General features: G+C 57.1%; 20 protein-coding genes. 18 read left to right on the top strand and 2 right to left on the bottom strand.

Annotated elements, in window-relative coordinates; all coding sequences use genetic code 11:
- Positions 1-478 precede the first annotated feature (478 nt).
- From WMP96_RS09200 to WMP96_RS09140, 13 genes are all read left to right on the top strand, one after another.
- Complete coding sequence (locus tag WMP96_RS09200) at positions 479-1,288, top strand: hypothetical protein (protein ID WP_239206103.1); 810 nt, start codon at positions 479-481, stop codon at positions 1,286-1,288.
- Entirely contained in the window at positions 1,288-2,271 is a 984-nt protein-coding gene (locus tag WMP96_RS09195; RefSeq protein WP_340433041.1) for an HAD-IIA family hydrolase, read from the top strand. Before WMP96_RS09200 ends, WMP96_RS09195 begins: the two co-directional genes overlap by 1 nt.
- Positions 2,262-2,423 carry a hypothetical protein gene (locus tag WMP96_RS09190; protein ID WP_162837064.1) on the top strand — a complete coding sequence of 54 codons (162 nt, stop codon included), beginning with the start codon at positions 2,262-2,264 and terminating at the stop codon, positions 2,421-2,423. The genes WMP96_RS09195 and WMP96_RS09190 overlap by 10 nt, the downstream gene beginning before the upstream one ends.
- Positions 2,423-3,229 (top strand): TlyA family RNA methyltransferase, encoded by an 807-nt coding sequence (locus tag WMP96_RS09185; RefSeq protein WP_023021615.1) that lies wholly within the window; start codon positions 2,423-2,425, stop codon positions 3,227-3,229. The genes WMP96_RS09190 and WMP96_RS09185 overlap by 1 nt, the downstream gene beginning before the upstream one ends.
- Positions 3,226-4,110: an NAD kinase gene (locus WMP96_RS09180; protein ID WP_340433037.1), complete on the top strand. Its 885-nt coding sequence runs from the start codon at positions 3,226-3,228 to the stop codon at positions 4,108-4,110. Before WMP96_RS09185 ends, WMP96_RS09180 begins: the two co-directional genes overlap by 4 nt.
- Entirely contained in the window at positions 4,110-5,771 is a 1,662-nt protein-coding gene (recN, locus tag WMP96_RS09175) for a DNA repair protein RecN (RefSeq protein ID WP_023021613.1), read from the top strand. The genes WMP96_RS09180 and recN overlap by 1 nt, the downstream gene beginning before the upstream one ends.
- A 28-nt stretch (positions 5,772-5,799) precedes the next feature.
- Complete coding sequence (gene steA / locus WMP96_RS09170; protein ID WP_340433035.1) at positions 5,800-6,951, top strand: putative cytokinetic ring protein SteA; 1,152 nt, start codon at positions 5,800-5,802, stop codon at positions 6,949-6,951.
- 3 nt (positions 6,952-6,954) lie between these two features.
- Positions 6,955-7,857: a copper transporter gene (locus WMP96_RS09165; protein ID WP_301716804.1), complete on the top strand. Its 903-nt coding sequence runs from the start codon at positions 6,955-6,957 to the stop codon at positions 7,855-7,857.
- Between the two features lie 3 nt (positions 7,858-7,860).
- Complete coding sequence (locus tag WMP96_RS09160) at positions 7,861-8,499, top strand: NUDIX domain-containing protein (protein ID WP_023021610.1); 639 nt, start codon at positions 7,861-7,863, stop codon at positions 8,497-8,499.
- Positions 8,496-9,386 (top strand): site-specific tyrosine recombinase XerD, encoded by an 891-nt coding sequence (gene xerD, locus WMP96_RS09155; protein ID WP_340433032.1) that lies wholly within the window; start codon positions 8,496-8,498, stop codon positions 9,384-9,386. The genes WMP96_RS09160 and xerD overlap by 4 nt, the downstream gene beginning before the upstream one ends.
- 12 nt (positions 9,387-9,398) lie before the next feature.
- On the top strand, positions 9,399-10,400 hold the full coding sequence (locus WMP96_RS09150; RefSeq protein ID WP_301716806.1) for a hypothetical protein: 1,002 nt from the start codon (positions 9,399-9,401) through the stop codon (positions 10,398-10,400).
- Between the two features lie 127 nt (positions 10,401-10,527).
- A complete protein-coding gene (locus WMP96_RS09145; RefSeq protein ID WP_034668724.1) occupies positions 10,528-11,400 on the top strand; it encodes a ParA family protein in 873 nt (290 codons plus the stop codon).
- A gap of 6 nt (positions 11,401-11,406) precedes the next feature.
- On the top strand, positions 11,407-12,204 hold the full coding sequence (locus WMP96_RS09140; RefSeq protein WP_200287539.1) for a segregation and condensation protein A: 798 nt from the start codon (positions 11,407-11,409) through the stop codon (positions 12,202-12,204).
- On the opposite strand, the gene WMP96_RS09135 is transcribed toward WMP96_RS09140, so the two are convergent.
- Complete coding sequence (locus WMP96_RS09135; RefSeq protein ID WP_005329498.1) at positions 12,201-12,767, bottom strand: GNAT family N-acetyltransferase; 567 nt, start codon at positions 12,765-12,767, stop codon at positions 12,201-12,203. The two genes, WMP96_RS09140 and WMP96_RS09135, sit on opposite strands and share 4 nt — an antisense overlap.
- Positions 12,768-12,855: 88 nt before the next feature.
- On the opposite strand from WMP96_RS09135, the gene scpB reads away from it, so the two are divergent.
- From scpB to WMP96_RS09110, 5 genes are all read left to right on the top strand, one after another.
- Positions 12,856-13,410 (top strand): SMC-Scp complex subunit ScpB, encoded by a 555-nt coding sequence (scpB, locus tag WMP96_RS09130; RefSeq protein WP_301715779.1) that lies wholly within the window; start codon positions 12,856-12,858, stop codon positions 13,408-13,410.
- Between the two features lie 55 nt (positions 13,411-13,465).
- The gene (locus WMP96_RS09125) at positions 13,466-14,377 is read left to right on the top strand and encodes a pseudouridine synthase (protein ID WP_005329503.1); all 912 of its coding nucleotides are present in this window, start codon (positions 13,466-13,468) and stop codon (positions 14,375-14,377) included.
- Positions 14,377-15,072, top strand: a complete 696-nt coding sequence (gene cmk, locus WMP96_RS09120) for a (d)CMP kinase (protein WP_200287537.1) — start codon at positions 14,377-14,379, stop codon at positions 15,070-15,072. Before WMP96_RS09125 ends, cmk begins: the two co-directional genes overlap by 1 nt.
- Positions 15,065-16,645, top strand: coding sequence for a ribosome biogenesis GTPase Der (gene der, locus WMP96_RS09115; protein WP_086589034.1), 1,581 nt, complete (start codon positions 15,065-15,067; stop codon positions 16,643-16,645). Before cmk ends, der begins: the two co-directional genes overlap by 8 nt.
- Positions 16,646-16,801: 156 nt before the next feature.
- On the top strand, positions 16,802-18,187 hold the full coding sequence (locus WMP96_RS09110) for an anaerobic C4-dicarboxylate transporter (protein WP_049360916.1): 1,386 nt from the start codon (positions 16,802-16,804) through the stop codon (positions 18,185-18,187).
- Here the strand turns inward: WMP96_RS09110 and WMP96_RS09105 are convergent.
- Positions 18,184-18,990 carry a class I SAM-dependent methyltransferase gene (locus WMP96_RS09105; RefSeq protein WP_301715778.1) on the bottom strand — a complete coding sequence of 269 codons (807 nt, stop codon included), beginning with the start codon at positions 18,988-18,990 and terminating at the stop codon, positions 18,184-18,186. The genes WMP96_RS09110 and WMP96_RS09105 overlap by 4 nt on opposite strands.
- Positions 18,991-18,992 lie beyond the last annotated feature (2 nt).

The raw sequence follows: 18,992 nt of genomic DNA, 5'->3' as shown, positions 1-18,992 counted from the left end.
AAGTCACCGCCGACACCAAACAACAAAAACACAACAAAATACAACAAAGAAGAGGACGGCACACCACCGCCCTCTTCCTTGCGTTTTACCAACCCTCCCAGCTGGTGGAGGGCCTCATCTGCAAAGCCAAGAGTACGGCACTAGGGCGTCCGCGGAGCGTTCAGTAACGCAATGAGCGATTAAGCCTCCTAGTGTCCATTTGCACGCTCGTACAACTGCGCGGCCGGTCGGCGGTGAAGAGTTGTGGAGCGTTGCGGGGCGGAGTGGCTTTCCACTGTGGGTGGTCCTGGCAATTTATTTGCGTTCAGTAGGATCGAGCGCCGTCTCATTGAACCGGTCTGGGCGAGCGTTTGGCCTAGCGCTGTATAGCTCACGCTGCGGCAGCGCAAGAGGATCTAAATTCCGGCTTCTTCGCTTGGGGTTGTAGAATAGGGCCGGTATTTCTGTGCTAGTTCCAACCAAGAAAGGGTAGGGCTTAATGTCGGAGCGCAACCACAACGGGCGAGCTGGACGTGACCGCAAACCACGCAATAACAAGAGCCGTGATTTCAAGGGCGATTCCCGGAAAAAGAAGTCTTTTTCGCCGCAGCGCTCCGGTTACCGTGAGGAACGCATCAATCGTCGCATGAGTGACCCAGACATCCCGGCCGGGGTGGATGTTAACGATTTGGATCCCTTGGTTTTGCAGGACCTAAAATCGCTCTCGAAGGAGAATTCCGAGGCCGTCGCCAAGCATATGATCATGGCTGCGACCTGGATGGAAGACGATCCCAAGCTTGCCTTGCGCCACGCACGTGCTGCTAAGGACCGTGCCGGCCGCGTGGCTATCGCCCGAGAGGTCAATGGTATTGCCGCATATCGTGCTGGCGAATGGAAGGAAGCGCTGGCTGAATTGCGTGCTTCCCGGCGTATTTCCGGCGGGCCTGGGCTGCTGGCCGTAATGGCTGACTGTGAGCGCGGCTTGGGACGCCCAGAAAAAGCGCTCGAGCTTGGACGCGCGGATGACGCGGCTGAGCTCGATGAGGAATCTAAAATCGAGCTAGCGATTGTTTTAGCCGGAGCCCGTCTAGATATGGGCCAAGCCGAGTCAGCCGTTGTAACTATCCAGCGCGCTCATCCTGATCGAGATGCACGCGGGATAAGCGCATGCCGTCTCGCATATGCTTATGGCAATGCTCTGCTGGAAGCGGGTCGCAAGGACGAAGCTAAGGAATGGTTTGAGCACGCCGTCTCAATTGATGAGGGCGACTGGACCGATGCAGCGGAGCGCTTAGAGGAGTGTAAGTAGTGACGGTGCTAAGCAAACACGATGCTCTTCTGCTCGATCTAGACGGCACCGTGTGGGAAGGCGGCCGCCCACTTTCTAACGTGGTGGACGTCATCAATACCTGTGGTGTGCCGGCGGTGTACGTGACGAACAATGCTTCACGCAGCCCAGAAGCAGTGTCGAAGATGCTGGCAGACATCGGGCTCGAGGCGACCACGCAGCAGATTGTTACCTCCGCCCAAGCAGTCCTTCAATTAGTGGCGGATGAGGTGCCAGCCGCCTCGAAACTCCTCATTATTGGTGCTGATTCCTTTCGTGATTTGGCCCGCGAGATGGGCTTTGAGGTGGTCTCCAGCGCTGATGACAAGCCTGCCGCTGTTGTGCAGGGTTTTGACCGTTCTGTTGGCTGGGAGCAATTGACAGAAGGGGCTCTGGCCATCCGCCAGGGAGCGAAGTTTTTCGCATCGAACCTAGATACTTCTCTGCCTATCGAGAGGGGGTTTGCCGTGGGCAATGGTTCCCTCGTGGCCGCCATCCAGTCCGCCACCGGGGTAGAGCCGGTGTCTGCAGGAAAGCCCTCGCCAGCCATGTTTACTTTTGCGGCGAAGCAAATTGGTGCGAAAAAACCGCTTGCTGTAGGCGACCGTTTGGATACCGATATCGCCGGTGGTAATTCCGCTGCCATGAATACCTTCCATGTGCTTACCGGTGTTTCTGGGGAACTAGAACTTATTGAGGCACCTGTGGAGGCGCGCCCCAACTTTATTGGTGCAGGTATGCATGAACTGGCTTTGCCGCTCGCTGTTGCCCGACCTGGAGCACAGGGTGGATTTACTGCTCGGTGTGATGGACATGATCTTCTGCTGGAAGGCGGCGACGAGAAGTCCACGTCAGTGCAGGCATTAAGAACTGTGTTGGAGGTGGCGTGGGCCATGCCGTCTCCTCCGCGCTATATTCAACCGCGAAGCGAGCGCGCGGAAAAGGTTGTTGCGCAATGGCGGTAAAGCCGCATGATTTTCGCGCCGTGAAGGAGCCGGCGGAGATCGATGCTGACGTAGCAAAGATTTTAGGAGAAAACGCAGCGGATTTGGCCGCTGAGGTGGAACAGCTGGACCGCGCCCACAATGTGTTGCGCGATGCTTTGCAGGAGAATTAATGCCCCCACAACGTCGTAGGTTAGACGCGGAGCTGGTGCGCCGGAAGATTGCGCGCTCTCGTGAGCAGGCCCGGGAAATGATCAAGTCCGGCCGTGTCACGGTCGGTGGTTTCAAGGCACAAAAGCCGGCGTCGATAGTAGAACCAGAGGTCTCCATCAAGGTGGAGGAGTCCGAGGAAGATAAGTGGGCCTCCCGCGGTGCGCACAAGCTTTTGGGAGCCTTAGCGGCGTTTGACGTCGATATGAATGGTCGCATTCTTGATGCCGGTGCGTCTACCGGTGGCTTTACTGATGTGTGCTTAGAATACGGCGCGCAGGAAGTTCTTTCTGTGGATGTCGGCTACGGACAGCTGCTCTGGCGCCTCCAAAACGACGATCGAGTAAAAGTTCTCGACCGTACCAATATCCGGAATCTGACGCTCGAGCTTACCGACGGCCCTTGTGACGGCATGGTTGGAGATCTGTCCTTTATCTCCCTCCGGCTCGTATTGCCAGCCATTGTGGAATGCCTAAAGGATGGTGCCTGGTTATTGCCCATGGTGAAGCCGCAGTTCGAGGTGGGCAAGGACCGCCTTGGCAGCGGTGGTGTCGTTCGATCACCGGAATTGCGCAAGGAAGTAACCAAGGAGGTCGCTCAGTTTGCCCTGTCGCTCGGGTTGAGCATGCACGGTGCTGTAGCGTCCCCGCTGCCTGGGCCAAGTGGCAACGTGGAGTATTTCCTGTGGCTGAAAAAGGACGGCGCGCCCACGGATCTGGCTAGAGTAGAAGAAATGATTGACCGTGCAGTCGAGGAAGGCCCGCAATGACCCGTGAGATCCTGTTGGTGCCTCATGCCAACCGCGAGCAGAACCTGCAGGCAACGTCGCGAGCAGCGGAGCTGCTACAAGATGCCGGGATTACTGTTCGAGTGTGCGCGGACGAGAAGGTCTTGCCTGGGCTAAAGCACGTCCCCCACACCGAAGACGCGGCTTCGGGGTGCGAATTAGTCCTGGTACTCGGTGGAGACGGAACCTTCCTCCGTGCAGCGGATATGGCACGTTCTGTGGATATTCCGGTGCTAGGAATCAACCTCGGGCATGTGGGATTTCTGGCTGAGTGGGAAGTCGAATCCCTAGATCAGGCCTTAGTGCGGGTCATAGACAAAAGGTACCGCATTGAGGATCGACTCACCATCGATGTCACCATCTTTGACGAGGAAGGAACCCTTCTCAATCGCAGCTGGGCTCTGAATGAGGCTTCGGTAGAAAACCAAAATCGCTCTGGAGTATTGGACGCAATTTTGGAAGTTGACCGCAGGCCGGTGTCTTCCTTCGGTTGTGATGGGGTGCTCATCTCCACGCCTACTGGGTCGACCGCCTATGCGTTTTCGGCTGGCGGGCCGGTGCTGTGGCCCTCGCTCGACGCGATTTTGGTAGTACCGAATAATGCGCACGCTTTGTTTACTAAGCCCCTAGTCGTCTCGCCCAATTCTTTAGTAGCCGTTGAATCAACCATGCGTACAACTCCGGCGACCGTGATTTTGGATGGTTTCCGTGCGCTCGCCATGCCTCCAGGAGCTCGCGTGGAGGTAGTGCGAGGCGCGCGTCCGGTGCGATGGGTACGCTTGGATGACCAACCTTTTACTGACCGTTTAGTCTCGAAGCTGCGCCTGCCCGTAGAAGGGTGGCGCGGGCCGAAGGAGAAGTAGTGCTCGTCGATATTTCCATTAATGACCTGGGCGTTATTAGCCAGAGCTCCGCGGAGCTCTCTACTGGTCTAACCGTGCTTACTGGTGAAACTGGTGCGGGCAAGACCATGGTGGTTACTGGATTGCGGCTTTTAGCAGGTGGACGCGCGGATGCCTCCCGGGTGCGGGATGGGGCGAAGAAAGCGGCAGTAGAGGGGCATTTTTCCTCGGGGAAAGATTCTATCCGCGAGTTGGTCGAATCAGTAGGTGGGGAGCCCGATGAAAATGGAGAATACATCGTCTCCCGGACGGTTTCTGCTGCAGGTAGATCGAGGGCCTATTTGGGTGGTCGGGCGGTGCCTGCGGCAACCTTAGGCGAATTTGCCCGCGAACTTATTACGGTCCATGGGCAAAATGATCAGCTGCGTTTGCTTGCTCCCGAGGAACAATTGGGTGCAGTAGACCGTGCGGATCCTACGTTGGCCGAGGTACGCCGTCGCTATACCGAGGCTTTTAAAGAATGGCGCCGTTTGGCAAAGGACTATAAGCGGCGTACAGAGCAGCGCCGCGAACTCGCGCAAGAGGTTGATCGCCTGCAGTTCGCGGTGGATGAGATCGACGGCGTTGCGCCGGAGCCGGGTGAGGATGAGGAGCTGGTGCAGCTGGTTCGCAAGCTGCAAGACGTCGACGGTCTTCGCGAATCCGCGGAAGTTGCACTGGCTTCTATCGACGGCACCGAGGAACTGGAAGAGGCTGCCTCGGCGTTGCTGGGCCGGGCGGTTTCGGCATTGGCGGGGACTACCGACAAGGAATTGGCCGCCTTGGGCGAACGGCTCAGTGAGATTTCTTCACAACTGGGCGATATTTCCGGCGAGCTGGGAGGGTATCTGGCCGGGTTGCCGGCGGATCCGCAGCTTTTAGAAAAGTCCTTGCAGCGCCAGCAGGAGCTTCGTACACTGACCCGCAAATATGCCGGGGATATTGACGGAGTTATAGCTTGGCGGGATGAAGCTGCAGCAAAGCTCGAATCCATGGATACCTCAACTGAAGCCCTAGAGGAATTGAAAAAGCAGGTCAAGGACGCTGAATCGGTGATGGTTGAGCGGGCTGGGGAGCTGACAAAGGGGCGTCGGCAAGCGGCGAAGGCTTTGGGGGAGCAGGTCACGCAAGAGCTGCACGGCCTAGCCATGCCGAATTCAACGTTGACAGTTGAGCTGACGCAGGCGAAATATTCTAAAACTGGCGCGGACGCGGCCGAGCTGCAGCTGAACGGAAAGCCGATCGCGTCTGCAGCTTCAGGCGGCGAACTTTCCCGTGTCATGTTGGCCTTGGAGGTGGTGCTAGCGGATGAGGACGGCGCCACCCTGGTCTTCGATGAGGTAGATGCCGGTGTGGGCGGACGCGCGGCGGTGGAAATTGGCCGCCGCCTGGCACGTTTGGCCGTGCACAACCAAGTTATCGTGGTAACACACTTGCCGCAGGTAGCAGCGTATGCCGATGCACACCTGCATGTTTCGAAGGAAAAATTCACTTCTGGTGTGGCCGAGCTTTCGCAGGACGAGCGCGTGGAGGAGTTGGCGCGCATGCTGGCAGGCCTGGATGATACGGAGACTGGTCGCGCGCACGCGCAGGAGCTTTTTGAGCGGGCACAGCAAGAAGCTTCCGCGCGCCTAACCCACTAGAAACAATAATCACGTCACAATAGGGGTCATGGCTCTGTTTTCCCGTAACCCCGAGCAGCCTGGTGCACTGCGAGATTGCACTCCAGGCGCTAAGGGGATGAAAAAATTTAGTGAAGGCGATGTCGCCGTAATTGATGCGGCTAATATCTCTCGCCACGAGGCCCAAACCCTCGTAGACCTTAAACCCTCCGCCGTGATTAACGTGGCGGAGTTTTCTACCGGTACGGTCCCCAATTATGGCCCGCACATTTTGCTTGACGCCGACATTGCCCTCGTTGAGGGCGTTGGCCAGTCCTTCGTGTCTGAGTTCAAGGATGGAAAAAAGGCGCGAATCGGGGAGGATGGCACCGTCTTTAGCGGTGATAAGGCACTTGGCACGGGCCGTGTGGTTACTCGCGAGCGAACAGAAAAGAACTTCACCGCGGCGCAGGGTGCGCTGATTGACCACATGGAATCCTTCTTTGGCAACTCCATTGATTTTATTAACTCTGAGGGGCCGCTGCTTATCGACGGCCTCGGGGTTCCCGCCTCTGGCTCTGAGATCGCAGGCCGCAAGGTCGTGCTGTTTTCGCCAACAGACAGACACCGCGAACAGCTCAAGCAGCTGCGGAACTTTATCCGCGAGTATGAGCCGCTGCTGATTGCGGTGGGAGAGGCTGCAGATTCGTTGCTAGCACAGGGGTATAAGCCAGATTTCATCATTGGTGATCCCAATAGCGTCAGCGATGAGGCCCTGCGTTGTGGCGCCCGTGTGGTTGTTCCTGCGGATCCAGAGGGCGAGGTAGAAGGCCTTGACCGCATCCACGACCTCGGCATCGGTGCCATGACTTTTCCCGCAGCGACGCATTCAGGTACCGATTTGGGTCTGCTTTTTGCTGATTATCACGGCGCAGACCTCATCGTGCAGGCAGGCGGTGGGGTAGACCTTGATGATATTTTTGCGGATCGCACCAACCCATCGGCGGTGCTTTCCCGGCTTAAGGCCGGCACCAAGGTGGTTGACGCGGATGCGGTGATTAACCTCTACAGTGCACCTTCGTCCAACCTTGGCTGGCTGTGGGCACTGCTGGGAATCCTGGTAGCCATTGCGGCGGTTATCCTCATCGTCGGTTTCGGCGGAAGTCAGGACTTTGCAAGTAACCTCAGCGAAACCTGGTCCAGGCTCTTTGGGGGCGCATAGAGCATGGCAAAGACTGAGCTAGTAGCAGGCTTGGGCTTCGGCGCCGCGGTAGGCGTGGCGCTGGGTGCCCTGGTCATTGCTCCCAATCTGACCACCGGCATGGCCGATGATGATCCGATCCGTGAGGAGCACCGCAAGGTCGTCCAGGACAATAAGATTTTGCAGACCCAAAATGAGGCGAGCGATAAAATCGTGGCTGATTCCGGGGCGGAACTAGTAAACGGGGCATTGTCTCAGCGGCCCGTGCTCATCGTCACCACCGATGATGCTAATGGCGGAGACGTGGACGCAATCCGGAAGCTCTTGGAAACTTCCGGTGCCACGGAGGCCGGCGAGATTAAGCTGACCAAGGACTTTTTGCGCCCCGAAACTAAAGACAAGCTTTTGCCCATCCTGAAAGACACTGCGCCTAAGAAGGCAGATACCAAGGATCTGGATTCTGCGGGAGCGCTCAGCGGTGAGGTGCTCGGCACTGCATTGTCTATGGATCCTGAGAGCACGAAGCCCATGGCATCAGTACAAGAGCGTGCGGATGTGCTCCATAAGCTGCGCGACGAAGGCTTCATTGACTACGAGGATGGGACCATCGTTCCTGCCCAGGCCATTATCGTCGTCTCTGGCAATGGCCTGCGCGGCTACCCTTCCGATGCTTTGGCGGAATTTGTTACCGGGTTGGATGATGTCAATGGTTCTGTAGTGTTTAGCGGGCGTACCAAACAAACTCAGGACGATAAGGCACTTGCCCAGGTGCGCGACCAAGATGCGAAGCTGTCCACGGTCGATGGCACCGAGCGTGCAGTCGAGCGCATTGCCGTTATTTTGGCCACCGAGGAGCAGCTCGATGGTGGTCAAGGCGATTATGGTGCCACAGAGACCGCGGATTCTGCCCTACCGGGAAAGAAATAGCTCATGGCGCATGATTTCAAGGTGCTTGACTCGCAATTGCTTGTCGACGCCCCCATTCTCGCTCTCCGCCGCGACGAGGTTGTCATGCCCGGCGATGTTTCTGCCTCCCGCGAGGTAGTAGAGCACCTAGGCGCGGTGGCAGTGGTGGCACTGGACTCGGACGAACGAATTGCCATGGTGTATCAGTATCGCCACAGCGTGGGCAAGCGCCTGTGGGAATTACCGGCAGGTTTGCTCGACGTACGCGGCGAAGATGAGCTAACCGGCGCGAAGAGGGAGTTACAGGAGGAAGCTGGTCTGAGCGCGCAGACGTGGTCAGTGCTGACGGATTTGGTAACTTCACCGGGGTTCTGCGAAGAAGCGGTCCGTGTTTTCTTAGCCTCCGACCTTTCTGAGGTGCCGCGTATGGAGGCTACCGGGGATGAAGAAGCTGATATGGAGGTTGCTTGGGTCCGGCTCGAGGACGCCGTCGACAAGGTAATGCGAGGCGAAATCGTCAATTCCATCGCCTGCAGCGGCATTTTGGCGGCTTATGCAGTGCTGCGCGGTGGCAAGGCGACCCGCAGCGTGGATGAGCCTTTCACGTTGCGGCCGACGTCGATGAGTGCCCGGCGCACGGGCGCGGACCTGAAGCAGCTGTGAGCGCGGTCGAAGATATAGCGCAGACGTGGCTTAATCATCTAGCGGTTGAGCGAGGCGTTTCTGCCAATACGTTGAGTAATTATCGCCGTGATGTTCGGCGCTATGTCACTTGGTTGGAGGACAACGGGGTAGAGGACCTGCGCGCGGTAACGCGGCCTATGGTGGAGGCTTATCTCAAGGATCTGCGGTCAAAAATGGCTGCGTCCTCGGCTAATCGTGCTCTCATCGTAGCCCGCGGGTTGCATAAATTTTCCGTGGCAGAAGGCGTTGTAGACGTCGATGTTGCGGTGGAGGTTACCCCTCCATCAACTGGACAGCATTTGCCTGAGACGTTATCGGTGGACGAGGTCAGCGGCCTTATTGAGGCAATTCCCACTGAAACCCCGGTGGATGTGCGCGACCGTGCCCTGCTGGAAATGCTCTACGGTACTGGCGCGCGAATTTCAGAAGTAATCTCCCTAAACGTTGATGACGTTTCCTCTGCGCAAGAGGTAATCCACCTGCACGGAAAGGGCGACAAAGAGCGGATTGTGCCCTTGGGGTCGCATGCCCGCCAGGCCATTGACGGCTATTTAGTGCGGGCTCGTCCGGTGCTGAGCAAAGGCACAACGCCGGCGTTGTTTCTCAATACCCGCGGCGGGGCTTTATCGCGCCAAAGCGCGTGGGCAGTGTTAAAGACAGCTGCACAGCGTGTAGATCTGGGAAAGTCCATTTCTCCCCACACCTTGCGGCATTCTTTTGCGACGCACCTGCTTGAAGGCGGCGCAGATGTGCGCACCGTGCAAGAATTGCTGGGACATTCATCCGTGACGACAACGCAAATATATACCCACGTCACTGCCGACTCCTTGCGTGAGGTGTGGCGCACTGCTCACCCCCGTGCCTAAGAAAGGACATATATGTTTTCTACTCGTGTAGCCGGCGCGGTACTTTCTACCGCGTTGCTTTTCCCCGCGGTGGCGCAGGCACAGCTGCCACCGGAGGTAGAAGCCGCTATTGCCGCGCCTATCCCGGTTCCGGCCGGCGAAACCACGACCGTGAGCCTGCCAGTGCCGGCCGAGGCGAGCTACTCGGGTGATGGGTGGAACGTTTCTGCCTCTGGTACCTCTGCTACCATCACCGCCCCACCAGAGGGCGGCCAAATCTCTGTTCCCGTCTCCGCCCAGGGTATGAATGCAACTCTCACGCTGGTAGCCGATGGTTCGGTGGAGCAGGAAGACATTCAGGAAGAAATCGACGGTGCAGAGGGGGCTCCAGCTCCAGCGCCTGGCCCGGCGCCGAATAAGTCGGATGAAGGCGGCAATGCCCCGGCAGGCAAGGGAGACGAAGGTGGGGCGGACAAGCCCGCGCCGGCGAAGGGGAAGGAAAATCTCCCGGTAGTGCCAGGTAAAAAACCGGAACGTAAGCCTGCAGGGGAGGCCAATCTAGAAGGCGCGGAATACGTCAACCTTGAATCCCATATTGAAGGCAATACTATTACCGCGAAGATGGGGCTCAAGCAGGCCTATGACCTCTACCAGCAGTTTAAGGACACGGAAGAAAACGACGTTAAGCTGCGCTACCTTGATGGTGAAGGAAATATCATCCAAGGCGTAAAGCGCGACGTGGATGCTTCATCACGCACCCTCACTCTGACGTATCCAGAGGGAGAAGCGCCTGATAATCCCTTCATTATGCAGTTGCTGCGCAATGATGGCTCTGGTGCCGCCCTCATCGTCACTTTGCAGGACCCTAATTATCAATCTGAGTCGGAGAACCTCGATAAGCGGCAACAGGAAGAACCCAAAGATGAAAATGAGAGCTCGCATATGGGCTGGATTATCGGAGGGGCAGCTGCGGCGATCCTTATCGTTCTGATCGCTCTCGTGGCCGCGCTTAAACGACGTTCTAGTCAACGCTAAAAGCTTGATATAAACTAAGTCTCGGTACTTTCTTGCTGTAGCGGGTACGCTTTAATGACAACGTTGTAATCAACCCTAAGCCAGGTGTCATGGTCCGGAACTTGGCGTCAAGGAAGCAGGTGTGACTGTGAGCGAAGAGGGTCTTTTTTCTGCCTCTGATGTAGAGGTGGGGCTGACCGGTCGTCCTATCCGCGAGTTGCCAGAACCCGCACCCTTGGAAAAGCATGGGCCGGCTACCATTATCTCGATGTGTAACCAAAAGGGTGGCGTGGGTAAGACCACCTCCACCATTAATATGGGAGCCTGCCTCGCTGAGTATGGGCGTAAAGTCCTCTTGGTTGACCTTGACCCGCAGGGTGCGCTTTCGGCAGGTTTGGGGCTCACACATGACGATATCGAGGACACTATCTATGACGTCATGCTCGATAGCCATACTTCTATTCACTCCGCTATCCAGCACACTGGGGTAGCAGGCCTGGATTTGGTACCGGCTAATATTGACCTTTCTGCTGCGGAAATTCAGATGGTCAATGAAGTAGGCCGCGAACACACGCTAGCTCGGGCCCTGCGCCCAGTGCGGCGCGATTATGACTTCATCATCATCGACTGCCAGCCCTCCTTGGGGCTGCTTACCGTCAACGCGCTTGCCTGCTCCCAGGGCGTGATCATCCCAATGGAGTGCGAGTTCTTCTCCTTGCGTGGTTTAGCGCTATTGACTGACACGGTGGAAAAGGTCTCTGACCGTATCAACTTTGATCTTGAGGTCATGGGTATCTTGGTGACCATGTTTGATCGCCGCACGAAGCATGCTCGGGAAGTTATGTCCCGAGTGGTGGACTATTTTGGCGATAAAGTCTTTGACACCGTAATTACTCGGACCGTTCGTTTCCCGGAAACGTCAGTGGCCGGAGAGCCGATTACTACGTGGGCGCCAAACTCTCCTGCTACGCAGCAGTATCGCAACCTGGCCAAAGAGGTCATTGAGCGCTCGACCGTTTAAGGTATCGTGACCCAGCCGGAGATTACGGGCTTTCGCATTGCACTGCGAAATTTTGAGGGCCCATTTGACCTGCTTTTGCAGCTTATCCAGTCCAAAAAGATGGACGTGACTGATGTTGCGCTTTCAGAGGTAACGGACGAGTTTGTCGCCTATACGCGGCAGCTGGGCGAGTCTGCGGATTTGGATGAGACCACTGATTTCTTGCTGGTGGCAGCGACGCTTTTGGACTTAAAGGCGGCGCGGCTCCTGCCTCGCGGTGATGTCGACGAGATTGAAGACTTGGAACTGCTGGAGTCGCGCGACCTTCTTTTTGCTCGTCTTTTGCAATATAAGGCCTATAAACTAGTAGCGGACCAATTCGCGGAGTGGCAGCGCGAGGCTCAGCGGAGCTATCCGCGGGCGGTAGCTATCGAGGAGAAGTTTGCGGAGCTACTGCCTCCTGTCTCCCTCGGCCATACGCCAGCCAGTTTCGCAGAGCTCGCCGCGGGAGTCTTCCGCCCAAAGCCGCCGGAAGAAGTGGCCACCGGCCACGTGCACTCCGTGGCGGTATCGGTACCAGAGCAAGCCGGCAAGATCCTGGAAACCCTAAAGCTACTGGGCGCCGGTCAATGGATGAGTTTTGGTTCCCTGACCCGCGATTGCACGGTTTCTATGCAAGTTGTGGGCCGTTTCTTGGCTCTTTTGGAGTTGTACAAGGCCAAGGCGGTTGACGCACAACAGGAAGAAGCGCTGGGCCAGTTGGACCTTTCGTGGACGGGTTTGGACGTTGACCCAGCGGTAGTTGCCGCCGCGAACTGGGACTAAGGACGCTGCTGGATAAACTTCAGCGTCTCAGGGGCCAGCTCGCGATCAGAATAGACGCGTACGTCAGGCTCATCTGGGTTGTCCTCGGTGCCCACGCGGCGGCCTTCCCACACTTGTTGGAGTCCTTGCTTTTCAATGACCCGGATCGCTGCTGGGTGGTTGGTCGTCACTCGGGCGGTGATGGGGGATTCAGGATCAACCTGGCGGATGCTCTTTAGCGTCGCCGAAGTGATCTCTGTAGCAAATCCTGAGCCCCAGTGAGCAGGGCGGAGGCGGTATTTGATGTCCCAGAAATTTCCGTCTTCGACAAAAATGGCCCCACCAACTCCGACGAACTCAGAAGGATTATGGCGCATGTAGGCGGCCCATGGTCCAAAATGGTGGGCGTCCCACGACTGGGAGGAGGATTGCGCGAGTGCACGGGTGGTGCGGATATCAGCAAAGCGCCCGTTGGGTCGGTGGCTCCAGATTCGTCCGTCGCTGTAGACCTTGTGGGTCTCTTCGATATTGGCGGCGGACAGTGGGATGAGAATGAGTCTGTCAGTGCGGGTAATAGTTTCCATGGCAATATGTTACCCGACTCACATTTAGAAGCGAAAGTGATTTAGGAAATTTCAGGCGTCGTTTTCCGCTACAGTAAGCTTGGCGTCTATGGACCTTCCCCTCATCTCGCAGCTCCGTTCCCGCCTTGAGTCAATCTTGCTCGTACTCGATTCCCCAGCTTCGGTGGAGTCCTTGGCGCGTGCTTTGGGGGCGGAAAGGGGCGTCGTCAGTGATTGCCTGCGCGCTGTCCAGCGCGAGCTGAATGATCGTGGTTCTGGTATCGAGTTGCGCGAGACCCAAGAGGGGTGGCGCTTTTATACGCGTTCCGAAAACGCAGGCGCGGTAGAAGAATTCCTATTGGATGGCGCCCAGACAAAGCTCTCGCGTGCGGCCCTGGAGACATTGGCGGTGGTAGCCTACCGCCAGCCCGTAACCCGCCAGCAGGTTGCCGCTGTTCGCGGCGTCAATGTCGATGGTGTTATGCGGACCCTAGGCCTGCGCGGATTGGTGCGGGAGCTGCCGCAGGATGATTTTGAAGGTGCCGCGCACCGCTATGAGACGACGGAATTGTTCCTCGAGTTATTAGGGATTGATTCTTTGGAGCGCTTGCCGGACTTGGCGCCGCTATTGCCTGACGTGGAGGCGATCGACGAGGAGTACTAGCGTGGGGTAAGATTGCCCAGGTAATTTCATATCTTCGAGAGAAAAGGACACGTACGTGACTCCTCCCGCTCGCCGTGACGGCACACCGGATAAGAAGCAGCGAGACAGTGACATCATTGTCTCTAATGCTAAGCCGGCCCGTCACCAGCATGTGTCAAAGAAAAAGCAGAAGGCTACTGCAGAATCCGTAGCCCGAGAACTGGGCGCCGATTGGCTGGTCGATGAAGACAAGCCTAAGGGGGAACGTCTCCAAAAGGTGCTCGCTAAGGCAGGCGTTGCTTCTCGTCGCCACGCTGAAATCCTCATCGATGCCGGCCGTGTTGAGGTCAACGGCAAGATCATTTCCAAGCAGGGCGTTAAGGTAAACCCCTCTGTTGACGTCATCCGAGTAGATGGTGTGCGCGTCAATGTCAACGAGGAGCACGAATATTTTGTGCTCAACAAGCCGCGCGGCATGCAGTCCACTATGTCTGATGACCTGGGCCGCCCGTGCGTAGGCGACGTGGTTTCGGAAAAGGTTGCTGCTGGCCAGCGTCTTTTTCACGTAGGCCGCCTCGACGCCGATACCGAGGGGCTGCTTATTCTCACCAATGACGGCGAGTTGGCTAACCGTTTGATGCACCCTAAGTATGAGGTGACGAAGACCTACCTCGCAACTGTTTTGGGTGAGGCCGACCGGAAGCTTGTGCGACAGCTCAAGGAAGGAATCGAGTTGGAGGATGGCCTGGCAAAGGCAGATTTTGCGCAGGTTGTAGATACCAACCAGGGATATTCTTTGGTTCGTCTTGAGCTGCATGAGGGGCGCAAGCACATTGTGCGCCGCATGTTGAAAGAGGCGGGCTTCCCCGTGCAGCGTTTGGTGCGTACCAAGCTTCATACGGTGCAGTTGGGCGATATGAAGCCCGGTGGTCTGCGAGCTCTCAATTCCAGCGAATTGACTAGTTTGTATAAGGCGGTGGAGATGTAATGATTTCTAATATGCCGAATCAGGGCCTCATCCTGGCTGTGGATGGCCCTTCTGGGACTGGTAAGTCGACCACGTGCCGCGCCCTAGCCAAACAACTCGATGCAAAGTACATCGACACTGGTGCCATGTACCGTGTAGCAACTCTTGCCGTGTTGCGTAAGGGAGTGGACCCTGCGGATACGTCCGCGGTGATTGCTGCTACAGCCGATCTGCCATTGGAAGTTTCCGATGATCCAGATTCCACCGAGGTTCTTCTCGGCGGCGAGGATGTCGCGCGCGTTATTCGGGAAGACGAAGTCACTCGCAATGTCTCCGCCGTATCTGCCATTCCGGAAGTTCGGGAAAACCTGGTAGCCCTGCAGCGCAAACTAGCCCGCGAGGCACATCGCGCTATTGTAGAAGGGCGCGATATTGGCACTGTTGTGCTTGCTGATGCCCCTGCTAAAGCATTCATGACCGCCTCTGCTGAAGTCCGAGCCCGCCGACGTCAGGCGCAGAACGAAAGGGCAGGAATCGCTTCAGACTACGAGACGGTACTCGCAGACGTGCAGCGCCGCGATGCGGCAGATTCTTCACGCAAAACCTCGCCGTTGCGCCCAGCAGACGATGCAACCTTAGTTGATACCTCGGATATGAGCCCTGAGGATGTCATACAGGCCCTGATTAACGTGGTAAAGGAGTCAGTCAATGACTAAGCATGATCCCCAGGAAGAGTCGGAGACTCAGTTCCATTACCCGGCCGGAAAGTTTGATGATGAGGTGGTAGAAGCCTCTCCTGGTTGGGCCGCTGATGACTTCAATGCCGAGGAATTTGACTATGAGTTCGATGACTCGGAATTCGGCGAGGCCGATTTTGGTGAAGAAACAGAAGGAGAAGAGCCGCTAAGCGAAGAGGAATGGGAGGAACTCTCCCGTGCTTTTGGTGTTGAGTCCGATGATCACACCGAAGAAGCTCTGTGCACGGTAGCCATTGTGGGTCGCCCTAATGTGGGCAAGTCTTCTTTGGTCAATCGTTTCCTTGGCCGCCGCGAAGCAGTGGTAGAAGACCACCCGGGCGTTACCCGTGACCGAATCTCCTATGTAGCGGACTGGAATGGGCAGCGCTTTTTGGTACAAGATACCGGCGGTTGGGATCCGAACGTCAAGGGCATCCATGGCGCAATCGCTCGCCAGGCAGAGGTGGCGATGGAAACTGCTGACGTCATCGTCATGGTGGTAGACACCAAGGTGGGAATTACTGCGACGGATGAGGTCATGGCCCGCCGCCTGCAAAAATCCCCCGTGCCGGTGATTCTGGTATCGAATAAGTTTGATTCCGATAATCAGTATGCGGATATGGCCGAGTTTTATGCGCTGGGCCTGGGCGATCCGTGGCCGGTATCTGCTCAGCACGGCCGCGGCGGCGCGGATGTGCTCGATGAGATTTTGCGGGTATTTCCGGAAGAGCCGCGGCAGACCGCGATTACTTCTGGTCCGCGCCGCGTCGCTTTGGTGGGCAAGCCTAATGTGGGTAAATCCTCCCTGCTCAATAAGCTGACCAGTGAAGAGCGCTCCGTGGTGGATAATGTCGCGGGCACCACCGTGGATCCGGTGGACTCTTTGGTACAGCTGGATGAGCAGCTGTGGAAGTTCATTGATACTGCCGGCCTGCGCAAGAAGGTCAAAAACGCGCAGGGACATGAGTACTATGCCTCCTTGCGTACGCGCGGCGTTATCGATGCTGCCGAGGTCTGCATTATGCTTATCGACGCCTCTGAGGAGATCTCTGAGCAGGATCAGCGCGTGCTTAATATGGTGCTAGAGGCAGGGAAAGCCCTCGTTATCGCATTCAATAAGTGGGACCTCATGGATGAGGACCGCCGCTACTACCTAGACCGCGAGATCGATCAGCAGCTGAGCCACCTACCGTGGGTTACGCGTGTGAATATTTCCGCCGAAACGGGCCGCGCCCTGCAGAAGCTGGAACCTGCCATGATCGAGGCGCTGGAAAGCTGGGACCAGCGCGTGTCTACGGGGCAGTTGAATAACTGGTTGCGTGAGGCCATCGCAGCTAATCCTCCGCCGATGAAAAATAACCGCCTGCCGCGCGTTTTGTTCGCCACGCAGGCATCCACGCAGCCGCCGACGATTGTCTTGTTCACGACAGGATTTTTGGATGCGGCCTATCGCCGCTACCTCGAGCGCAAGTTCCGTGAGCGTTTTGGCTTTCATGGAACGCCCATCCGCATCGCAGTGCGAGTGCGGGAGAGGCGCGGCAAGAAGCGCTAGCAGTATGCCCGTTACGCTGGGATTATAGCATTCAGGCGAGCGATTTTTGCACTGAAAACGGTGTGAGAATTAGCTCGCCTGTCCGTTTATGTCCGTTCATGTGGGGATCGATAGGATATAACCAGTTATAGATCCTCTCGTGATGGAAGGCTTTGTATGTTAGCCAGCGTAATCGCGCCAGATTCAATTCTGGCCATCGTGCTCCAGATCATCATCATCCTTAGCGCCCTGCTCTTGGGCACTCGCTATGGTGGCATCGGGCTGGGACTAATCTCCGGCATCGGTCTGATGCTCATGGTCTTTGTTTTCGGCCTCGCCCCGGGCGAGCCTCCGGTGTCAGTGATGCTGACCATCATCGCAGTCATTGGTTGCGCGGCTACCTTGCAACAGGCCCGCGGGTTGGAAGTGATGATGCAATTTGCCGAAAAGTTCCTTCGCGCCCACCCAGAGCGCATCACCATCCTCGCGCCGCTTACTACCTGGTTCTTGACGGTCCTATGCGGTACGGGCCACGTGGTGTACACGATGTTTCCGATTATTGAGGACATTGCGCTGAAAAAGGGCATCCGCCCAGAACGCCCGATGGCTGTCGCCTCGACGTCGGCGCAGATGGGTATCACGGCCTCTCCAGTGTCTGTGGCCACCGTGTCCTTGGCGTCTATCATCGCGGAAAATGCCGGCGCTATCGACCACGCCTATTCCATCCCGCAGATCCTGATGGTGGCTCTTCCAGCGTCACTTTCTGGCGTCATTCTTGCCGCACTGTGGTCGCTGCGCCGCGGCAAGGACTTGGACGAGGATCCGGCATTCCAGGAGCGAATGAAGGATCCGGAGTTTGCCGAAAGCATCAACCAATCCACTGGGTCGCTTATGGATGAGGAATTTTCGCCGGAAGCAAAGCGTGCGGTAGTTATCTTCCTCGTCGCTATCGCCAGCGTTGTCGCCCTCGGTGCCTTTGAATTCCTTCGCCCGCTTGTTCCGGGAGATGATGGCGAGCTAAGCCCGCTGTCTATGAACCTGGTTATCCAAATGGTCATGCTGGTAGCCGGCGCAATTATCTTGCTCAGCTGCAAGGCAGACCCAAAAAAGATCGCTTCCACCCCGGTGTTTAAAGCCGGCATGACCGCAGTATTCTCCGTGTTCGGTGTGGCCTGGATGGCGGATACCTTCTTCGAAGCCCATATCGACGCTTTGGAATCCAACCTGGGCTCCGTAGTGGAGGCCGCCCCATGGGCCTACGCCGTGGTGCTGGTCATCGTGTCTAAGCTGGTGAACTCGCAGGCCGCGGCCTTGGTTGCAATTGCTCCGATTGGCCTGCAGCTGGGCATCGACCCTGCCATCATCGTCGGTTTCTACGGCGCGGCCTACGGCTACTTCATCTTGCCCACCTACCCCTCGGACCTTGCCTGCATCGGCTTTGACCGCACGGGAACGACGCACATTGGCAAGTTCGTCATCAACCACTCCTTCCTGATTCCCGGCGCCATCTCGGTATTTACTTCCTGCGTCGTGGGCTCGCTCCTAGCGCAGATCCTGCTTTAATCCGACTCCCGTACCAGCACGAAGGCATCCGTGCGGTACGGGATGTGCAGTTTTTGTCCGGGCGTATATCCCAAGTGCTCGTAGAGGTACCAGTCCAGGTTGTGGGTCATGCGCTCATGGATGGCTTCGCCGTTGCGTAGCCAGTAAGACCGGGTATGCATTAGCTGGTGAAGTTGTTCCGGGGTAAGTTTGTGCTCCCAGGTCAGGCGGAGTTCTCGCTCTAAAGACCACGGCGCCGTATAGTCCGGGTAGAAACCCGGTTTATGTACATCGCCAGAGTGCATAATGCGAGAAAGCCGCAAAACCCATGGGTCGGCATTGACATCGAGCGTATTCCAGACCAAGAGGATTTTTCCGCCCGGCGCGAGGACGCGGTCAAGCTCTGCGCAGGCGGCTGCCACATCAACCCAGTGCCAGGTTTGGGCGAGGCAGGCTGCGTCTAAGGAGGCGTCGGCAAGCGCGGTGTTTTCGGCCGTAGCACGCAGGACCGGCAGGTGTAGACGGGAAGCGAGAACTCCCGCCATATCGGCGGAAGGCTCCAAGGCTATAACCCGCTCATTGGGAAGGGACTCAGTGAACTTTCCGGTACCTGCACCTATATCAGCTACGGTGTGGGCAGGGGCGATAAGGGCAGTGACTTCGTCCGGATAGCCAGGGCGTACATCGTGGTACGTGCTAGCGCCGCGGCGGAAGGCTTGGGCGGAGGCGGTGCGTTGCGCGGCAGTGCGGAAACCGGGGCCTTGCTTCGTGGAGGCCTTGCGGTAGCTAGGAAAGTGACGGGGATCTGGGCGGCGAGTCGACATAG

The organism is Corynebacterium sp. KPL4035 (assembly GCF_037908325.1).
Classification (GTDB): Bacteria; Actinomycetota; Actinomycetes; order Mycobacteriales; family Mycobacteriaceae; genus Corynebacterium; species Corynebacterium kefirresidentii.
This window is presented reverse-complemented; position numbering and strand designations above follow the sequence as displayed.